Source organism: Parcubacteria group bacterium (assembly GCA_041660065.1).
Taxonomy (GTDB): domain Bacteria; phylum Patescibacteriota; class Minisyncoccia; order Moranbacterales.
Genome location: JBAZXC010000005.1, coordinates 1 through 15173, shown reverse-complemented (window position 1 = coordinate 15173; position 15173 = coordinate 1). Strand labels below are relative to the sequence as shown.

The 15173-nt window shown below is 38.9% G+C and carries 15 protein-coding genes; 11 read left to right on the top strand and 4 right to left on the bottom strand.

Going from position 1 to position 15173, the window contains the following annotated elements; genetic code table 11:
* Positions 1 to 27 precede the first annotated feature (27 nt).
* A complete protein-coding gene (locus WC819_05195; GenBank protein ID MFA5986713.1) occupies positions 28 to 1281 on the top strand; it encodes a tyrosine/phenylalanine carboxypeptidase domain-containing protein in 1254 nt (417 codons plus the stop codon).
* Positions 1282 to 1375: 94 nt separating this feature from the next.
* A complete protein-coding gene (locus WC819_05190) occupies positions 1376 to 4003 on the top strand; it encodes a PBP1A family penicillin-binding protein (GenBank protein ID MFA5986712.1) in 2628 nt (875 codons plus the stop codon).
* Between the two features lie 41 nt (positions 4004 to 4044).
* On the opposite strand, the gene WC819_05185 is transcribed toward WC819_05190, so the two are convergent.
* Genes WC819_05185 through dnaA form a run of 3 tightly spaced genes read right to left on the bottom strand, consistent with a single transcriptional unit; the run spans position 4045 to position 6968 of the window.
* Positions 4045 to 4347: a DciA family protein gene (locus WC819_05185; GenBank protein ID MFA5986711.1), complete on the bottom strand. Its 303-nt coding sequence runs from the start codon at positions 4345 to 4347 to the stop codon at positions 4045 to 4047.
* Between the two features lie 2 nt (positions 4348 to 4349).
* On the bottom strand, positions 4350 to 5492 hold the full coding sequence (gene dnaN, locus WC819_05180) for a DNA polymerase III subunit beta (GenBank protein ID MFA5986710.1): 1143 nt from the start codon (positions 5490 to 5492) through the stop codon (positions 4350 to 4352).
* Positions 5493 to 5540: 48 nt separating this feature from the next.
* A complete protein-coding gene (dnaA, locus tag WC819_05175) occupies positions 5541 to 6968 on the bottom strand; it encodes a chromosomal replication initiator protein DnaA (GenBank protein MFA5986709.1) in 1428 nt (475 codons plus the stop codon).
* A 334-nt stretch (positions 6969 to 7302) separates the two neighbouring features.
* Between dnaA and rpmH the strand changes: the two genes are divergently transcribed.
* The 9 genes from rpmH (at position 7303) to WC819_05130 (ending at position 14611) form a co-directional block, all read left to right on the top strand.
* Complete coding sequence (gene rpmH, locus WC819_05170) at positions 7303 to 7437, top strand: 50S ribosomal protein L34 (GenBank protein ID MFA5986708.1); 135 nt, start codon at positions 7303 to 7305, stop codon at positions 7435 to 7437.
* A 32-nt stretch (positions 7438 to 7469) separates the two neighbouring features.
* Entirely contained in the window at positions 7470 to 7805 is a 336-nt protein-coding gene (rnpA, locus tag WC819_05165) for a ribonuclease P protein component (GenBank protein ID MFA5986707.1), read from the top strand.
* A 19-nt stretch (positions 7806 to 7824) separates the two neighbouring features.
* The gene (locus WC819_05160) at positions 7825 to 8586 is read left to right on the top strand and encodes a YidC/Oxa1 family membrane protein insertase (protein ID MFA5986706.1); all 762 of its coding nucleotides are present in this window, start codon (positions 7825 to 7827) and stop codon (positions 8584 to 8586) included.
* 15 nt (positions 8587 to 8601) lie between these two features.
* Positions 8602 to 9090 (top strand): R3H domain-containing nucleic acid-binding protein, encoded by a 489-nt coding sequence (locus WC819_05155; protein ID MFA5986705.1) that lies wholly within the window; start codon positions 8602 to 8604, stop codon positions 9088 to 9090.
* Positions 9087 to 10499, top strand: coding sequence for a flippase (locus tag WC819_05150; protein ID MFA5986704.1), 1413 nt, complete (start codon positions 9087 to 9089; stop codon positions 10497 to 10499). The genes WC819_05155 and WC819_05150 overlap by 4 nt, the downstream gene beginning before the upstream one ends.
* A gap of 7 nt (positions 10500 to 10506) precedes the next feature.
* Positions 10507 to 11361 carry a glycosyltransferase family 2 protein gene (locus tag WC819_05145; protein ID MFA5986703.1) on the top strand — a complete coding sequence of 285 codons (855 nt, stop codon included), beginning with the start codon at positions 10507 to 10509 and terminating at the stop codon, positions 11359 to 11361.
* Positions 11345 to 12124 (top strand): glycosyltransferase family 2 protein, encoded by a 780-nt coding sequence (locus WC819_05140; protein ID MFA5986702.1) that lies wholly within the window; start codon positions 11345 to 11347, stop codon positions 12122 to 12124. Before WC819_05145 ends, WC819_05140 begins: the two co-directional genes overlap by 17 nt.
* A gap of 200 nt (positions 12125 to 12324) precedes the next feature.
* Positions 12325 to 13395, top strand: a complete 1071-nt coding sequence (locus tag WC819_05135; GenBank protein ID MFA5986701.1) for an O-antigen ligase family protein — start codon at positions 12325 to 12327, stop codon at positions 13393 to 13395.
* Positions 13396 to 13636: 241 nt separating this feature from the next.
* Positions 13637 to 14611 (top strand): O-antigen ligase family protein, encoded by a 975-nt coding sequence (locus tag WC819_05130; GenBank protein ID MFA5986700.1) that lies wholly within the window; start codon positions 13637 to 13639, stop codon positions 14609 to 14611.
* On the opposite strand, the gene WC819_05125 is transcribed toward WC819_05130, so the two are convergent.
* Positions 14579 to 15173 (bottom strand): hypothetical protein (locus tag WC819_05125; protein ID MFA5986699.1); only part of this gene is annotated, 595 nt, incomplete at its 5' end. The genes WC819_05130 and WC819_05125 overlap by 33 nt on opposite strands.

The following is a 15173-nucleotide window of genomic DNA, read 5'->3' as shown; positions in this document are numbered from 1 at the left end:
TACCCGGAAAAACAAGGAGGAATATATGTGGACGAAAAATGGTATGACCGCCTTGAATTTGTTGGCGGTTTTCAGCCGTACACATATTTTGATGACGATCCACAAAAGAGAGAGGATCAAAAAAACCTTTTCCTTCGTGGAGAAATTGAAAATCCGCATCTCGACTATCCAAAGATCAATCCCAATGAGCTTGACTATCGCGAAAAAGAACTCGTGGAACTCAAAAGGGATATTCTGCATGAGGAAAAAAATGACGTTGTACGGCAAATGTATCGATGGAAGATCAATGAAAAAATCGCGGAAGTACGCATGATGCGCGCAACCTTAGACGGTGATGATAAAAAATTTGATCATTACTCATCTTTTGTCTACGGCGTTCCAGAACAAAACATTCACAATTATACGCTGTGGCAAACCGCAAAAAAAATGTGCGATACAATCTCTTCTGAAAAAAGCACGGATGAACAGAAAGATTCTGCACAAAAAATCCTGGATCTATGTGATACAGAAACAGAAACAACAATTCCACCACATGAAAAGGTTGAGCCCATTCGCTTTATTTCCTCTCAGGAGCAATATACTGCCGAGAACATCCAGGAAGCATTTGAAAATGCCTTATTGTCACAAAATATCAGTGGATGGCACGTTGCAATTGATGATCATGTAAAAGCAATTTCTGTCTCTCAGGATGATAAAAAAATCAAAATACCCCAAAAGCGCACTGTTTCCGGACTAAAATTACAAGGCTTGATCGCGCATGAGATCTTTATACATGCCCAAAGACGTGCTGCTGGTGATCGAACCAAAATCCATTTGTTGGGACTTGGTCTTGATCGTTACACAAAAGGCGAGGAGGGTATTGCAACGTATCAAGAAGGACAAATTATGGGAGAAGAGGATTATGCGGGATTTGGCGGACATTTTACCGCCGCTCTTGCAAAAGGATTGGACGGGAAAAAACGAGATTTTAGAGCAGTTTTTGATATTTTGAAAAATTATTATATAGCCAATGGAAAGGATGCCAAAAAATCCGAATCTCTCGCATGGAATCTGTGCGTACGAACATTTCGTGGCACAACATGCTCTACTCCAGGCACCTGTTTTACAAAGGATATTGCCTACAGAGAAGGAAATATCGGCATCCATACACTGATTAAAAATGATGATCCAGAGCAAGCGCGTTTTTTGGTTGGTAAATACGATCCGACAAATCAGCGACACATATGGATCCTTGACCAATTAAACATCACCGAGAAAGATCTGGATTTTTTGGAAAAATAGGAAGAAATAAACGCTTTACAAAAAAGTGTTTATTCTTTATACTGTATCCACTCTTAATTTTCAAAACATCGCAAAGAGTGTATGATATAAACATATGAAAAACACGTTTTCGCGCTACACAATGCGCACACAACCGTATCGCAGAGACCTTTCCCGTTCACGCAAAAAAAATATACTTACACGCCTATGGAACAAGATTGGCAACGTTTTTACTTCCCGCCGACCATCTTCTCTGCAAAAAAAACCACACCGTGATTTTCGTAAAAAAATGATTGTTTTTTTGAAATTTTTTGGCATTCTTTGTGCAATTGGCCTTTTGTTTGTAATGGGTGTTTTTGCCTATTTTGCCAAAGATCTCCCGGAGCCGGGCAAGATCAATGCCAGAACGATCAATGAAAGCACAAAAATCTATGATCGTACGGGCACCATACTTCTTTATGACATTCACGGCGAAGAAAAACGCACATTGATTCCTCAAGAAGAAATCCCTCTCGTTGTCAAACAAGCGACGATCGCACTTGAAGATCGTAATTTTTATCATCATCCGGGATTTGACGTCAAAGGTGTGCTCAATGCTGTCATTTCCAATATTTTTCACATTGGCGCGGGACGTGGCGGTTCAACGATCACACAACAATTCGTCAAAAATTCCATCCTTACGGATGAGCGTAGCATGACACGTAAGATCAAAGAGCTCATTCTCGCCGTTGAGATTGAATTACGTTTTTCCAAAGATGAAATTCTCGGCATGTATCTCAATGAAATTCCTTATGGTTCAAACGCCTATGGCATTGAAGCCGCCTCGCAAACATTTTTCAACAAGCATGCAAAAGATCTCACGTTGGATGAAGCAACGATCCTTGCCTCGCTTCCACAAGCGCCATCCCGTTACTCGCCTTATGGATCCTATACAGATCGCCTAAAGGTGCGGCAGGAATATGCCCTTGATCAAATGGTGGAACTGGGCTACGTCAGTCCTGATGCGGCAAAAGCTGCAAAGGAAACTGACGTTTTTGCAAAACTTGCCAAAAATACAGAAAATATCAAGGCACCTCATTTTGTCATGTATGTCCGTGATTACCTCGAAGAACAGTATGGCACCGACTTCCTCGAGAAAGAAGGCTTGAAGGTGATCACAACACTTGATTGGAACAAACAACAAATTGCAGAAAAAATTGTCCATGACAAAGCTCTGGAAAATGAACAAAAATATAAAGCTGAAAATGCCGCTCTGGTTGCCATTGACCCGCAAAACGGCGATATTCTCACCATGGTCGGCTCTCGCGACTATTTTGATGAAAAGATCGACGGTCAAGTCAATGTTGCCATCCGCGATAGACAACCGGGCTCATCATTCAAGCCTTATGCGTACCTTTACGCTTTTAAAAAAGGGTACACACCGGAAACCATACTCTTTGACGTCGAAACAAACTTTGCTGTTGATGGGGCAGAGGATTACATTCCACAAAATTATGATGGTACATTTCGTGGCCCCGTCAAAATGAAAGATGCCCTTGGCATGTCGCTCAATATTCCCGCAGTAAAGACACTCTATCTCGCAAACCCTGAAGAAGTAATTGTTTTTGCAAAACAACTTGGCATCACAAGCTTACAGGATCCAAAGCGCTATGGCCTCTCCCTTGTACTTGGAGGCGGTGAAGTCAAACTCCTTGATCACACAGCCGCATATGCCGTTTTTGCCAATAACGGCATAAAGCAAGAAAAGCGCGCCGTATTAAGCATTACTGACAAAGGCGGTGCAAATATCTATACAGCACAAACCACCGAGGGAGAGCGCGTAATTGACGAAAAATATGTTGCAATGCTCTCCCACATTATCTCAACGAATAAATATCGCGCACCAACATTTGGTGAAAATAACGTTTTGCGCTTTGATGATCGTCCCGTTGCAGCAAAGACTGGTACAACAAATCAAAACCGCGATGCATGGGTTATGGGATACACACCAGATGTCGCCGTAGGCATATGGAGTGGCAATAATGATAATTCGCCAATGAGTAGTTATGGCGCAGGCGTCAGCGCCTCCGGGCCGATCTTTCGTGATTTCATCTTACAAGCATATTCCGAGCCATCCGGCAAAGAATTTCCAAAATATGATAAAGACGAAAATAAGACTGGAAAAGACATTCTTGACGGGGAGCTTCCTGAAACAAAAAAAGTTGAGGTATGTGAGATTCCCGGCAAAGATGATGCATTTTGTCTTGCCAACAAATACTGTCCCAACAGCAAAAAAGATAAGATTTTATTTGCCAATATCCACAATATTCTCCATTATGTGATCAAAGACGATCCTCGTGGCGATGAGCCAAAGGATCCAAAATCCGATCCTCAATACAAAAATTGGGAAAAGGGTGTAAAAAAATATTACACAGAGAAGGACAAAAATGCTGTTTTTGACGATGTGCCGGAAGACTGCAAAAAAGAAGATTTTGAGGATCTAAAAGCAGAAGTTTCCCTCTCTGTTCCGGATTCTGTAAATTCTGACAAACTTACCATAAAAGTTAGCCCAAAAACAGATTACGACGTTGAAAAAATCGAATATTTTGTAGAGGGTGAAAAAAAAGTTGAGACAAAAGATAAAAGTTACACCTATTCGATTCCCTCTAGCCAAAATAATTCATCGATCACGATTGAGGTACGCTTGACTGACACAGCTGGCAACACCGCTTCTGCAAAAAAATCTGTTTCTGTAGCCTATTAACACCAAGCCTGTTGTTGTGCATTGTACAAAAAAATCGCCATTTATGTGGCGATTTTTATTCCTCTCACAACCTTGCGTCCGATTTTTTCGTTAAGAGCTTCGACAAAAAAATCCCGACGCAACCATATTTCCTGCGCCCAGATCGCGTTATGAATACTGATAAAAATCAGTCCATTTTTATATAATTTTGGTACAATATTTTTTTCACCTTGTCTGCCATATTCTTCTCGTACTGCACGTGAAAAAAGATGCATGATCGTTTGATCATCGACGGAAATATTTTCTTTGCGGATTGCCTGCGCATTTTTTTTCTTTTTTTGAATGTATGATTTGATCCCTTTCATTTTTACGCACTTTTTACAGGCATGACGATATATGTATATCGTTCACTTACTTCTCCGTTTTTATATCCACGAAACATCACCGGTGACGTATTACCGTTGATTGAAATACGCACATCCTCTTCATCAATGCGTCCAATACCATCAATGACAAATCGTGGATTAAGCACGATATTTTGTGGCTCTCCCTCAGTAAGTACAGGGAGCTCTGTTGTATTTTCCCCAACGTCCTGCTGTCGTGTCGTAATTTTAAGTATTTGTCCATCAATGTCAAAATGGATCTCACCACTTTCTCGCCCTGTAAAAACAGTTGTGATTTTCATCGCCTCCATGAGAGCATCCTTTTTAATTACGACATGTGTTAACGCATCTTTGGGAATAATTTGTTTATAATCAGGATAAGAACCATCAATCAACCGTGCAGTAATGGAAAGATCACCACATGCAAAGAATAAATGATTTTCTTCAATGTTGCATTGTACAATATCATGATCATCAGAAAGCTTATTGATATATGCACAAAGCTGTTGTGGAAGGATGATGTTTTTATTGTTTTCTGTAACAGTATGATATTCTTTTATGTTTACTGCCAATTCACTGACCGGAATCTTGACTTCTCCCAAACGAAAACTGTCAGTCGCTACACTACATACCTCATCAGAACCAAAAGACATAAACACACCTGTCAGTTCAATGCGTGTTTCACTTTTTGATGTAAAATGCAAAACTTTTGCAATGCATTCTTTGAGATATATCAGAGAAAATTCTACCATGTTTTGTGCACTGCTTTGTGGAATAATGGGAAATTCATCCACATTATACCCATTGATACGCGCTTTGTGCGCACCGCTCTGCAACAGCAAGATCTGCCCATCAACACTCATGGTGATATGATCCGTACCACGCAACGCTGTCAAAAAACTCCCCAGCAAACCGGCGGAAACAACAATTTTTCCCGGAGCATCAATTTTTGCTTGAATTCTTTTGATGATCCCAATTTCCAAATTTGTCGCCGAGAAACACAACTGTGCACCATCCGTTTCAATGAGGATGTTATTTAATATGGATAATGTGGCACTCTTGCTCGTAGCAAACTCTGTTGCATGTAGAGCGCTTTTAAGGTTTTCGTATGTACATGTTGCTTTCATAATACGCTACAATAAATGGATTATTTGAATAATAAATATCCTAAAAAATTACACGGAGTACAATTTCTCACGCAGAAACCCAATTTCTTCTCTCAAACGATCATTTTCCTTAATTTCCCTATTGATCTTTTCATATGCATGAAGCGCAGTTGTGTGGTCCCTTCCGCTGAAATATTTTCCGATACCCGGATATGACATGTTTAATTCTTTTCGCAAAAGATACATTGCCACTTGTCGTGGATACACAACTTCTTTCTTTCGTCCTTTTTTGATCAGTTCCTCCTTATCAATTTCATAAAATTCAGAAATGACATCAATGATATTTTTATTTTGTACACACTTCTTTTTGCTGCTTTGAATGATCTCCCCCAATGCCTGCTCCACCAATTGTTGCGTTGGCTCTTTCTTATGCAGATCACAGATCGCGATTACCCGATTCAATGCACCCTCCAGCTCACGCACGTTGTTTTTGATATTTTCTGACATAAACCGCAAAACATCGTCACTGAGATAAAATCCTTTTTCCATTGCTTTCGTGCGTAAAATTGCAATACGTGTTTCCAAATCCGGTTGACTGACATCCACAATCATACCGCCCTCAAACCGCGATCGCAATCGCTCCTCAAGTGTACTAATTGATTTTGGAGGACGATCACTGGAAATTACAATCTGCTTATTGAGATTGTAGAGCACATTAAAAATATGAAAGAATTCCTGCTGTGTTTTTTCTTTTCCTGCCAAAAACTGCACATCATCGATAATGAGCAAATCAACAAGTTGATAATCTTCCTTGAATTTATCCGCTTTATTATTTTTGATGGCATTAACCAATTCCGTTGTAAAACGTTCAGATGTTGTATAAACAATTTTTTTTGCTGCATCGCTCGATCGCACATAATTCCCAATTGCTTGCAATAAATGCGTCTTACCTAAACCAACTTTACCATAAATGAAGAGCGGATTATAAATTCTTCCCAAATTTTCACACACAGCATGACATGCCGCTTTTGCAAGCTCGTTGTGTTCTCCGACAATAAAATTATCAAATGTGTAACGGCTATTGAGACTAATGTTATTTGCGGATAAAAGCGATTGGGAAAAGCCTGTTTTTTGCTGTACATAGGGCTTTTTTTCTTCTTCAAATACCCGCTTCTTTTCCCCAATAGACTTTTCCGATAATTTTTGTTTTTCAGGCTCTTTGTTTACAGAGACGTTTTGTTCAATGTTTTGTGGATTATACACAGCACAACTCATACTCACAACATCCGGCATTTCAACACGCAATGCTTGTAAAATATATGACTGATATTTGTTTTCCAACCATTCTTTTGCAAATCCATTTGGCACACCAACAATAACATGCTTGTTTTCTATAGAAAGAATTCTCGTATTTTTGAACCACGTACTAAAATTTGCCTTTGAAATTGATAATTCAATGCTTCCCAATACTGATTTCCACAGATCTATAGTATCCATTTTTTTAATTCAATTCACTAATTACACTTAATATATCCGTAATATGAAAGAATTATCCCCAGTAATCCTTTAAATAACACACGTTTCGGGTGAATTACTATGTTATCCACAAAATGTCCACAGCCATGCATATCTTGATTCTATTTTCAATAGAAAAATTATAACATTTATCCACAATAAAACAAAATATATCAACTTATCCACAGTTTGTGAACAACTTGTGGATAACTTTTATTCATCCCTCGCTGCCCCAAAGATATTTATTGACTTTAAACACGTGCCATGTTAGGATAATTGAGCTATTTACTAGTGATTATTGTTACATAATTATAATATGAAAAGAACATACCAACCAAAAAAAGGAAAGCGAAAGTCCGTCCATGGATTTCTCAAAAGAATGCAAACGCGCACGGGACAACTTGTTCTCAAGAGACGACGCCAAAAAGGTCGTGTGCGTGCTGCCGTATAACAGATTCGTTGCAAGTCTTTATTTTTTTGTTTATGATTACAAAACCACATCGACTGCACACATATCGATTTTCTTCTCTATATTCACAAGGCAAGCGCCACTATTTTGGTGGTGCATTGCTATTTTTTTTACCCAATAATAGTCCACACTCACACATCGCATATGTTGTGGGGAAAAAATATTCCCCCAGCGCAGTGAAACGCAATAGACAAAGGCGCGTTCTTTATGCAGCACTGCATACACATCTTCTCAATCTTGCTCCCGGATACGATATCGTGATCTCCTATACAAATCGTGGTAAAGTGTTACCATATAGGGAAGCCTGCGCTACACTTTCAGCGCTTTTTTCTCAAGCAAAACTCATTTAATATATAAGATTACATCATTATGCACATTTTTTTTGTACTCATCTATCAACCGATTTATAACATACTTATTATTCTCTATAACATTTTTGGAGATTTTGGTGTTGCAATCATTGTTTTAACATTGGCTGTAAAATTTGCACTTATACCCCTCTCTCGCAAACAAATCGAGTCTCAAAAGGAGATGCAGGATCTTCAGCCAAAAATCAAGGAACTACAAAAAAAATATAAGGATGACAAGGAGAAGCTCTCCAAAGAAACAATGGCTCTCTACCGTGAGCATAAAGTCAATCCTGCAGCAGGATGTCTCCCTCTTATTGTCCAGATGATCATTTTTATCACTATGTATCGCGTGATCGTCAATCTCTCCAGTAGCCCCGACCTCGCAATTCATGCAGAAAATTTGTATTCCTCTTTTGTTTTCCTCCCTCAAGACCTTAACAAAATGTTTCTCGGTTTTATGAATATTACCGAACCATTCATTCCAATAGCTGTCATAACCGCATTGGCACAATTTTATCAGCTAAAAATGATGCAAACAAAACAAGCGCTACAAGTCGCCGCTGTAAAAAAACAAGATGAAAAAGACGTTACTCCAGATTTTGCAACAATCATGCAAAAACAAATGCTTTTTATTGTGCCAATCATGACATTATTTATCGGATTGAAATTTCCCTCCGGACTGGCAATTTATTGGCTTACATCAACCGCATTTATGATCGCACAACAATGGGTTGTTATACACAAAGAAAAACGGCTGTCCTCCACAAAAGATAACACGTAATTATCAACAAACATTATGAGTAATCCCCACGAAATCATTGAGGCTAGCATAGAAAAAATTCTCCATCTCATGGACTTTTCTGACGCCACAATATCAATCAAAGAAGAGATCGACTCAAAAACAGATGTAAAAACATTTTTATGCTCTCTTAAAACGCAGAAAGACTCACGATTTCTCATTGGACAACATGGATCAAATCTTTATGCACTTGAACACATCATTCGATCGATCCTCAACAAAGATGGCTTTTTGGAGCGCATCAATCTGGATATCAATGGTTATAAGGAAGATAAGGATCGCATGATCACGCATATTGCCAAAGATGCGGCCGATCAAGCACATCGTGAAAAAAAGCCGATCATTCTTCGACCGATGAATGCCTATGAACGACGCATTGTCCACACGACCATCAGCGGTGATATGCGCGTAGAGACTGAAAGCATTGGCGAGAAAGATGATCGAAAAGTTATTGTTAAACCACGTGGCATTATGCAGTCTTTATGATCGCACAAAAGATTTCCTATAATATCATTTTCAATGTCATAACAAAAGTGATATCCATTGCACTGGCACTTTTTGCCATCGGCATGTTAGCGCGATACCTTGGCACAGAAGGCTTTGGTAAATACACGACCATGCTTGCCTTTTTTGCCTTTTTCTCCGCAATTGGTGATTTTGGCCTTTATCCAATCGCAACACGAGACATTTCTCGGGACGGTGCTGATGAATCATGGATTATGAGCAGAGTGTTCACGCTGCGCATGATCATTTCGTGCGTAATTTTTCTCCTCAGCACATTTTTTGTATGGTTTTTGCCCTATACTACGGATGTAAAAACGAGCATTCTCATTGCTTGTGCCGCTTTCATTTTCTCCTCTGGTTATGGACTTCTTAATGGTGTTTTTCAAAAACATATCGCCATGGATCGCGTTGCCCTCGTTGAATTATCCGGGAAAATCATTCAGGTTTTTACAATCGTACTTGTTCTCACACTACATCTGCGCTTCACCGCTGTGGCCATTTCTCTTTTAGCCACAATGTTCTGGAATTTTATCATTCTTTTCTTTGTTACTCGTTCTTATGTCACAATATCTTTTATCCCTGATAGCGTCTACTGGAAAAAATTCCTCAAAGAATCCGCTCCTATGGGCATCAGTGCTATCATCACCTTTCTTTATTTTAAATTTGATGCAATCATGCTTTCTTTTATGCAATCTCAAAGCGATGTTGGCATCTACGGCGCTGCTTATAAGATCATTGAAACGCTTATTTTTTTTCCTGCAATGATTGTCGGACTGATTTTTCCTCTCCTGTCCCGCTATATTATTTCGGATATTTTAATTTTCAATAAGATCACAACGATCATTATCAAACTTTTCACAATTATTCTCATACCCCTTGTCATTTGCACGGTCTATCTTGCGCCGGAGATTATCGCTATTGTCGGTGGACCGGATTTTCATGATGCAGCCCCTGTATTGCAAATACTCATCTTTGCACTTGCATGCGTATTTTTTGGACAACTCTTTACCAACATTCTCATCGCTGGCGCACATCAAAAAGTACTTATGTATGCTCTTTTTTTTGCAGCACTCCTTAACATCGTTGCGAATGGCATTTTTATCTATTTGTATTCCTATACCGGCGCAGCAATCGTTTCTGTGATTACGGAATTTTTTGTTGCTTTTGTGGCGATCATTATGACAAAGCGTCTCACACCATTTGTTTGCGGAGACATCAGACTCCCTTTTATCATTCTTTCTGGCGAACTTATGGCAATTTTGCTCTTTTTCCTTCCTCTGCCACATGTTTTTAGTACATGCATTGCCATCGTCGTTTATCTTTTTCTTCTTTTTTTCTTCCGCATTGTCACACACAATGATATAATGCACATATTACCAAAACGGTCATAACTATCTTATGGATGAAAGACATTTTTTTGTCGTCGTGAATTATAATAGCGGTGATTCGATCATTCGTTGCCTTCATAGTATCCTGCAGTCACAACACGTCCATCCACTGATTGTTGTTGTTGACAATGCATCATCGGATCAATCATTGGAGCTTTGCAAACTCAAATATCCCAATCTTATTTATATTTATAATACGCAAAATGTTGGCTTTGCCACAGCGGCAAATATCGGCACACGCTATGCTTTGGAGCGAAATGCCACAACAATCACCTATTGCAATCCTGATGCCACCCTATCCAAAGATTGTGCTTCTTTATTGACCACAGCTGTGACTGATAATATAGTTGCAATCGCCTCTCCTTTGATCTTTGATACAACAAGAAAAAAACAATGGTTTTCTGGTGGAAAAATCAATTTTTTTACATGTCAGAACACCCACGCGGAGCCTATAAAAGATCTCACGCAAAAAGTCGTTTCTTCAGAATACATTTCTGGCTGCGTCATGACAGTACATGCTTCCGTTTACAAGAAAATTGGTCTATTTGATGAACGTTTTTTCCTCTATTATGAAGACGCTGATTTTTGTTTACGTGCAAAAAAAGAAGGATTCTCCCTCGGTCTTCTGCCACATGCCAAAGCATTTCATGATGAAGTCAGCGAGAACCACAAGGAAATAAAGACGTATTTTCTCGTGCTTTCCGGTTTATTGTTTTTTGACAAGCATGCTCACGGACTTGCAAGGATATGGTTTCATATCCACTTCTTTCTTCGCAAAATAAAAAATTATTACGCACAAAAAAAATTTCACCCATACGCGTCATCTGTTCACAAGGCATTTGTTGATTATGAATCCCTCACATAAACCCATATCTTTTATTATCGTTAATTATCACAGTGCAATAGAATTGCACAAGTGTCTTTTTGACCTCGCACACGTACCAAATGCGCACATCCACGAAATAATTATTGTCAATAATGATTCTACAGCACTCTCTCTTCAAAATTTTGGTTTTTTGCATCAAAAATGCATTGAGATCGGTAAAAATATCGGCTATGGCGCGGCAAATAACATTGGCCTCACGCATGCGAAATTTCCCTTTGTGTGTTTTCTCAACCCTGATACGCATTCTTTTTGTAAAAACTTCTTTGATATTGTGTTCCATATTGATGAGAAAACGATTGTCTCTCCGCGTGTTAACACAGAAGATCTTCTCCCGCAGCAGTGGTCTGTCGGAGAAAAAATCACTCTTTTGCATCTAATCAAAAATCATATCGGCATACACAAAAAACCATGGAAATTTACAAAAAAAACACCTGTACGATGGGTGAGTGGTGCTGCCATGTGTGCACGCACACAATTTATACGGGATATCGGTGGATTTGATGAATCGTTTTTTTTGTATTTTGAAGACGTGGATTTGTGCGAACGCGCGCATCATAATGATGGCTTTGTTTATTATATCCCGACAATTTCGCTCATTCACACAAGTGGACAGAGCAGCAAAAACACTGGAAAAATCCAGAAAAAATGGTATTATGCTTCTCAAGATACCTTTTTTAAAAAACATTTTGGCGCATGTCATGTGCTACTATTACGTATATTTCGCTTGTTTTACATTAAATGAATATCATTCAATACATTTTAGCATTAACATTTTTGTTTCTGCCACTACAATTTGCCCTCAGCCCTTTTGCTGGCGTCGATCTTGCCATTGTGCGCATCATTATATTATTCCTCTTTTTCTGTGTCATAGCGATTTCCTTATTTAAAAAATCACTTTACATACCAACAGGGTGGCATGTGGTATTTTTTGCATTCTTTTCAATGTATATTGTATTCTCCCTCTTTTATTCTCCGGAACAATTGTGGACATTGCGTAAAATTTTATTTTTACTTTCATTTGCTCCCTTATATTATATCTTGATCACACTTTTTATCGCACAAACCAATGCTCATGTGTTGTTATGCCGTGCCATTGTGTATGGAGCAACGCTTGCCGGAATTATTGGGATCATTCAGTTTATTATGCAGTTTATTGTCACACTCTCCACACTTTTAACTTTTTGGTCACTATTTACACCATTTTTCCTCGGTGGAACTTTTTCCGCATCAGTCAGCACATACAATAGTTGGCTAGTGCATGTCGGCTCACATGACATCATGCGTGCAGTAGGTTTTTTCCCCGACCCTCACATATTTTCTTTTTATCTCGGACTTATTATTCCTATCGCATTTGGTCTATATATCACCTCTCGCAACAAAAAATGGATCATCCTCTCCTTTATTCTTATCGTTGCCGACCTTCTCACATTTTCGCGCGGTGGCTACGTTGCTCTACTTAGCGGTCTTTTTTTTAGTGTTATTTTTTTATGGCATTCATTGCACACCACGCTAAAACATATTTTTATTGCGATTCTTTTTTGCTTCATTCTTTTTTTTATGGCTCCCCATAATCCATTCACACAAAGATTTTTTTCCTCATTCGACGCAACTGACACCTCGAGCACACACCGAATCGTTTTGTGGAAACAAGCTTGCGATGAAATTGCGCAACGACCATTCTTTGGTGTTGGACTTGGTGCATATCCATCTATCGTTGATCCGACGGCAACATATCGCACACCAATCTATGCACACAATCTTTTTCTTGATATTGCAGTAGAACTTGGTTTGATTGGATTATTTTTATTTTTATGTCTTATTACATATACCGTCATCATTTTTTACCGCAATAGAAAACAATCTCTTGCTTTTTTTGCTATAATAAGTTTGATCGTCTTTTTCACACATGCGTTATTTGATACACCATTATTTTCTGTACACGTTCTCCCCATATTTCTTTTTATTCTTTCTCTTGCGGCATATTATGAAATTACCAACAATAAATCAATTTAATAAACTGCAACTATTTTTTCTTGATTTTTTCATTGCTTTTGTTGTTGTGATCATTCCCGCATACCCTTTGCGTATTTCGTTGTTTTTTGCGTCATTAAGCATCCTTTCTCTATCGTGCATTGTTTTAAATATTATCCTCTTTTTTACACATCGCACCACGATACGATATTTTTTACAAAAAAATTCTTTTTTGTGGTTATGTGTAATTTTGCTGATATTATCGTTCCTTCCCTCGCTTATCATGCACCCATCTATTCATGCTCTTGGCGTCTATATTGAGTGGATCTGCATCCCCGCCTGTACAGGTCTTCTGCTCGCCGTACACCTGGCACAAAATAACACTAATCGTTCAGTGCTTCACTATGGATTGCTTCTTTCTCTCATATTCGTTGTCAGCATTGCTCTTTTTTATCTTATTACTGGCAACACCACATTTGACGGACGCCTATCCGCTTTTTATCTCTCACCAAACCACCTTGCGTTGTACATTGCTCCTCTTATTTTTATCCCCTTTATAATTCACTGTTATAAGACGCTCTATTGTCATCTTCTCTCTTGGATTATTTTAGGTGCATCTCTTTTGATCATTTTTTATACACATTCCTTTAATACCATTTTGGCATTATGTCTCACGATTACCACAGTTACTGTTTTTATTTTCAAGAAAAGATTGTTTTCATTTTTAATTATTGGAGTTCTTTTTCTCCTCCTTTGCAGTATCGGATATCAAAAAATGATTACCAGCAATAGTGACTTTTCTCACGGATCACTAGCATCCCGTATTATGATCTGGGATGTGACACTGTTTTTTATCCAAGAATCTCCTTTAACCGGTCATGAGATCGACAACTTTCAATCGCATTACCTCAATGCACAAAAATGGTTTTCTCCATATCCCGATTGGGCAGTGCCAACACCACACAATCTTTTTTTCACACTGCTTTATGCGGGAGGCTTTTTCTCATTATTTTTCTTCGTGCTTTTTTATGCACGCATACTCTTCCTTTTATATATGCACTATTCCGTACACAAAGATACTCTGAGTGTACTTTACACAGCATCTCTTCTTCTGATCATTTTTTCCGGTATCGGCGATACACCCTACTGGAAAAACGACCTCTCGCTTCTTTTTTGGATTTTTATTGCTCTTGCAATTTCACACTGCACTGAAAAGCAGTATATTTTATCGAGTTTTTCCCGCACCCAGAACAAGTGACGGGACAAAAAGCATAATGGACATGATGAGTGCCATTTTGAGAATAAAGAGAAGATAAAATGGCGTATTGTATGAGATCGAGGCAAAGAAACCCGTGATACCTTTGTTTTGTACGATAGAATCTTGATCAATGACGATCTGGACGGAGGAGGAGAAGGTTGTGGGAATGGATTCTTCTTGTGAGATGCCAAATGCCCCACGCAATGCTTTGCGATCTTTTTTTGCTATTGATCGTACCACCCGCAACCCCACAGACGTCGTCCCATCCGGTACAAAGCTGATCGTTTTATCTGTTGAATAATTTTCTCCATCCAGCGTCCATTGATAGGTTGTCGTGTCTTCTTGGTTGTTGAGGAATCCCGGGTAGAGATTTGCTTCGAGTGTAACGGTTTGACCTTCTTGTGCGATGAATGTTTTGTCGGATTCGTCGGTGAATTCTTCTTTTTTGAGATTGCGGTACGTCCCCAAAACCTTCCGCGATGCTCCTGATACCGGTTCGATGGTGACATCAGGGTCTGTGATGCGAAAGACGCGTGTGACCTGCATGGATTGGTTTGTGTCT

What these genes read in the sequence shown, in the direction of transcription:
- dnaN (MFA5986710.1), bottom strand. Translation starts at nt 5,492, where the DNA reads ATGAAAGCAACATGTACATACGAAAACCTTAAAAGCGCTCTACATGCA.
- dnaA (MFA5986709.1), bottom strand. Translation starts at nt 6,968, where the DNA reads ATGGATACTATAGATCTGTGGAAATCAGTATTGGGAAGCATTGAATTA.
- WC819_05150 (MFA5986704.1), top strand. Translation starts at nt 9,087, where the DNA reads ATGATCGCACAAAAGATTTCCTATAATATCATTTTCAATGTCATAACA.
- WC819_05135 (MFA5986701.1), top strand. Translation starts at nt 12,325, where the DNA reads ATGTATATTGTATTCTCCCTCTTTTATTCTCCGGAACAATTGTGGACA.
- WC819_05155 (MFA5986705.1), top strand. Translation starts at nt 8,602, where the DNA reads ATGAGTAATCCCCACGAAATCATTGAGGCTAGCATAGAAAAAATTCTC.
- WC819_05190 (MFA5986712.1), top strand. Translation starts at nt 1,376, where the DNA reads ATGAAAAACACGTTTTCGCGCTACACAATGCGCACACAACCGTATCGC.
- rpmH (MFA5986708.1), top strand. Translation starts at nt 7,303, where the DNA reads ATGAAAAGAACATACCAACCAAAAAAAGGAAAGCGAAAGTCCGTCCAT.
- rnpA (MFA5986707.1), top strand. Translation starts at nt 7,470, where the DNA reads ATGATTACAAAACCACATCGACTGCACACATATCGATTTTCTTCTCTA.
- WC819_05185 (MFA5986711.1), bottom strand. Translation starts at nt 4,347, where the DNA reads ATGAAAGGGATCAAATCATACATTCAAAAAAAGAAAAAAAATGCGCAG.
- WC819_05145 (MFA5986703.1), top strand. Translation starts at nt 10,507, where the DNA reads ATGGATGAAAGACATTTTTTTGTCGTCGTGAATTATAATAGCGGTGAT.
- WC819_05160 (MFA5986706.1), top strand. Translation starts at nt 7,825, where the DNA reads ATGCACATTTTTTTTGTACTCATCTATCAACCGATTTATAACATACTT.
- WC819_05140 (MFA5986702.1), top strand. Translation starts at nt 11,345, where the DNA reads ATGAATCCCTCACATAAACCCATATCTTTTATTATCGTTAATTATCAC.
- WC819_05130 (MFA5986700.1), top strand. Translation starts at nt 13,637, where the DNA reads ATGCACCCATCTATTCATGCTCTTGGCGTCTATATTGAGTGGATCTGC.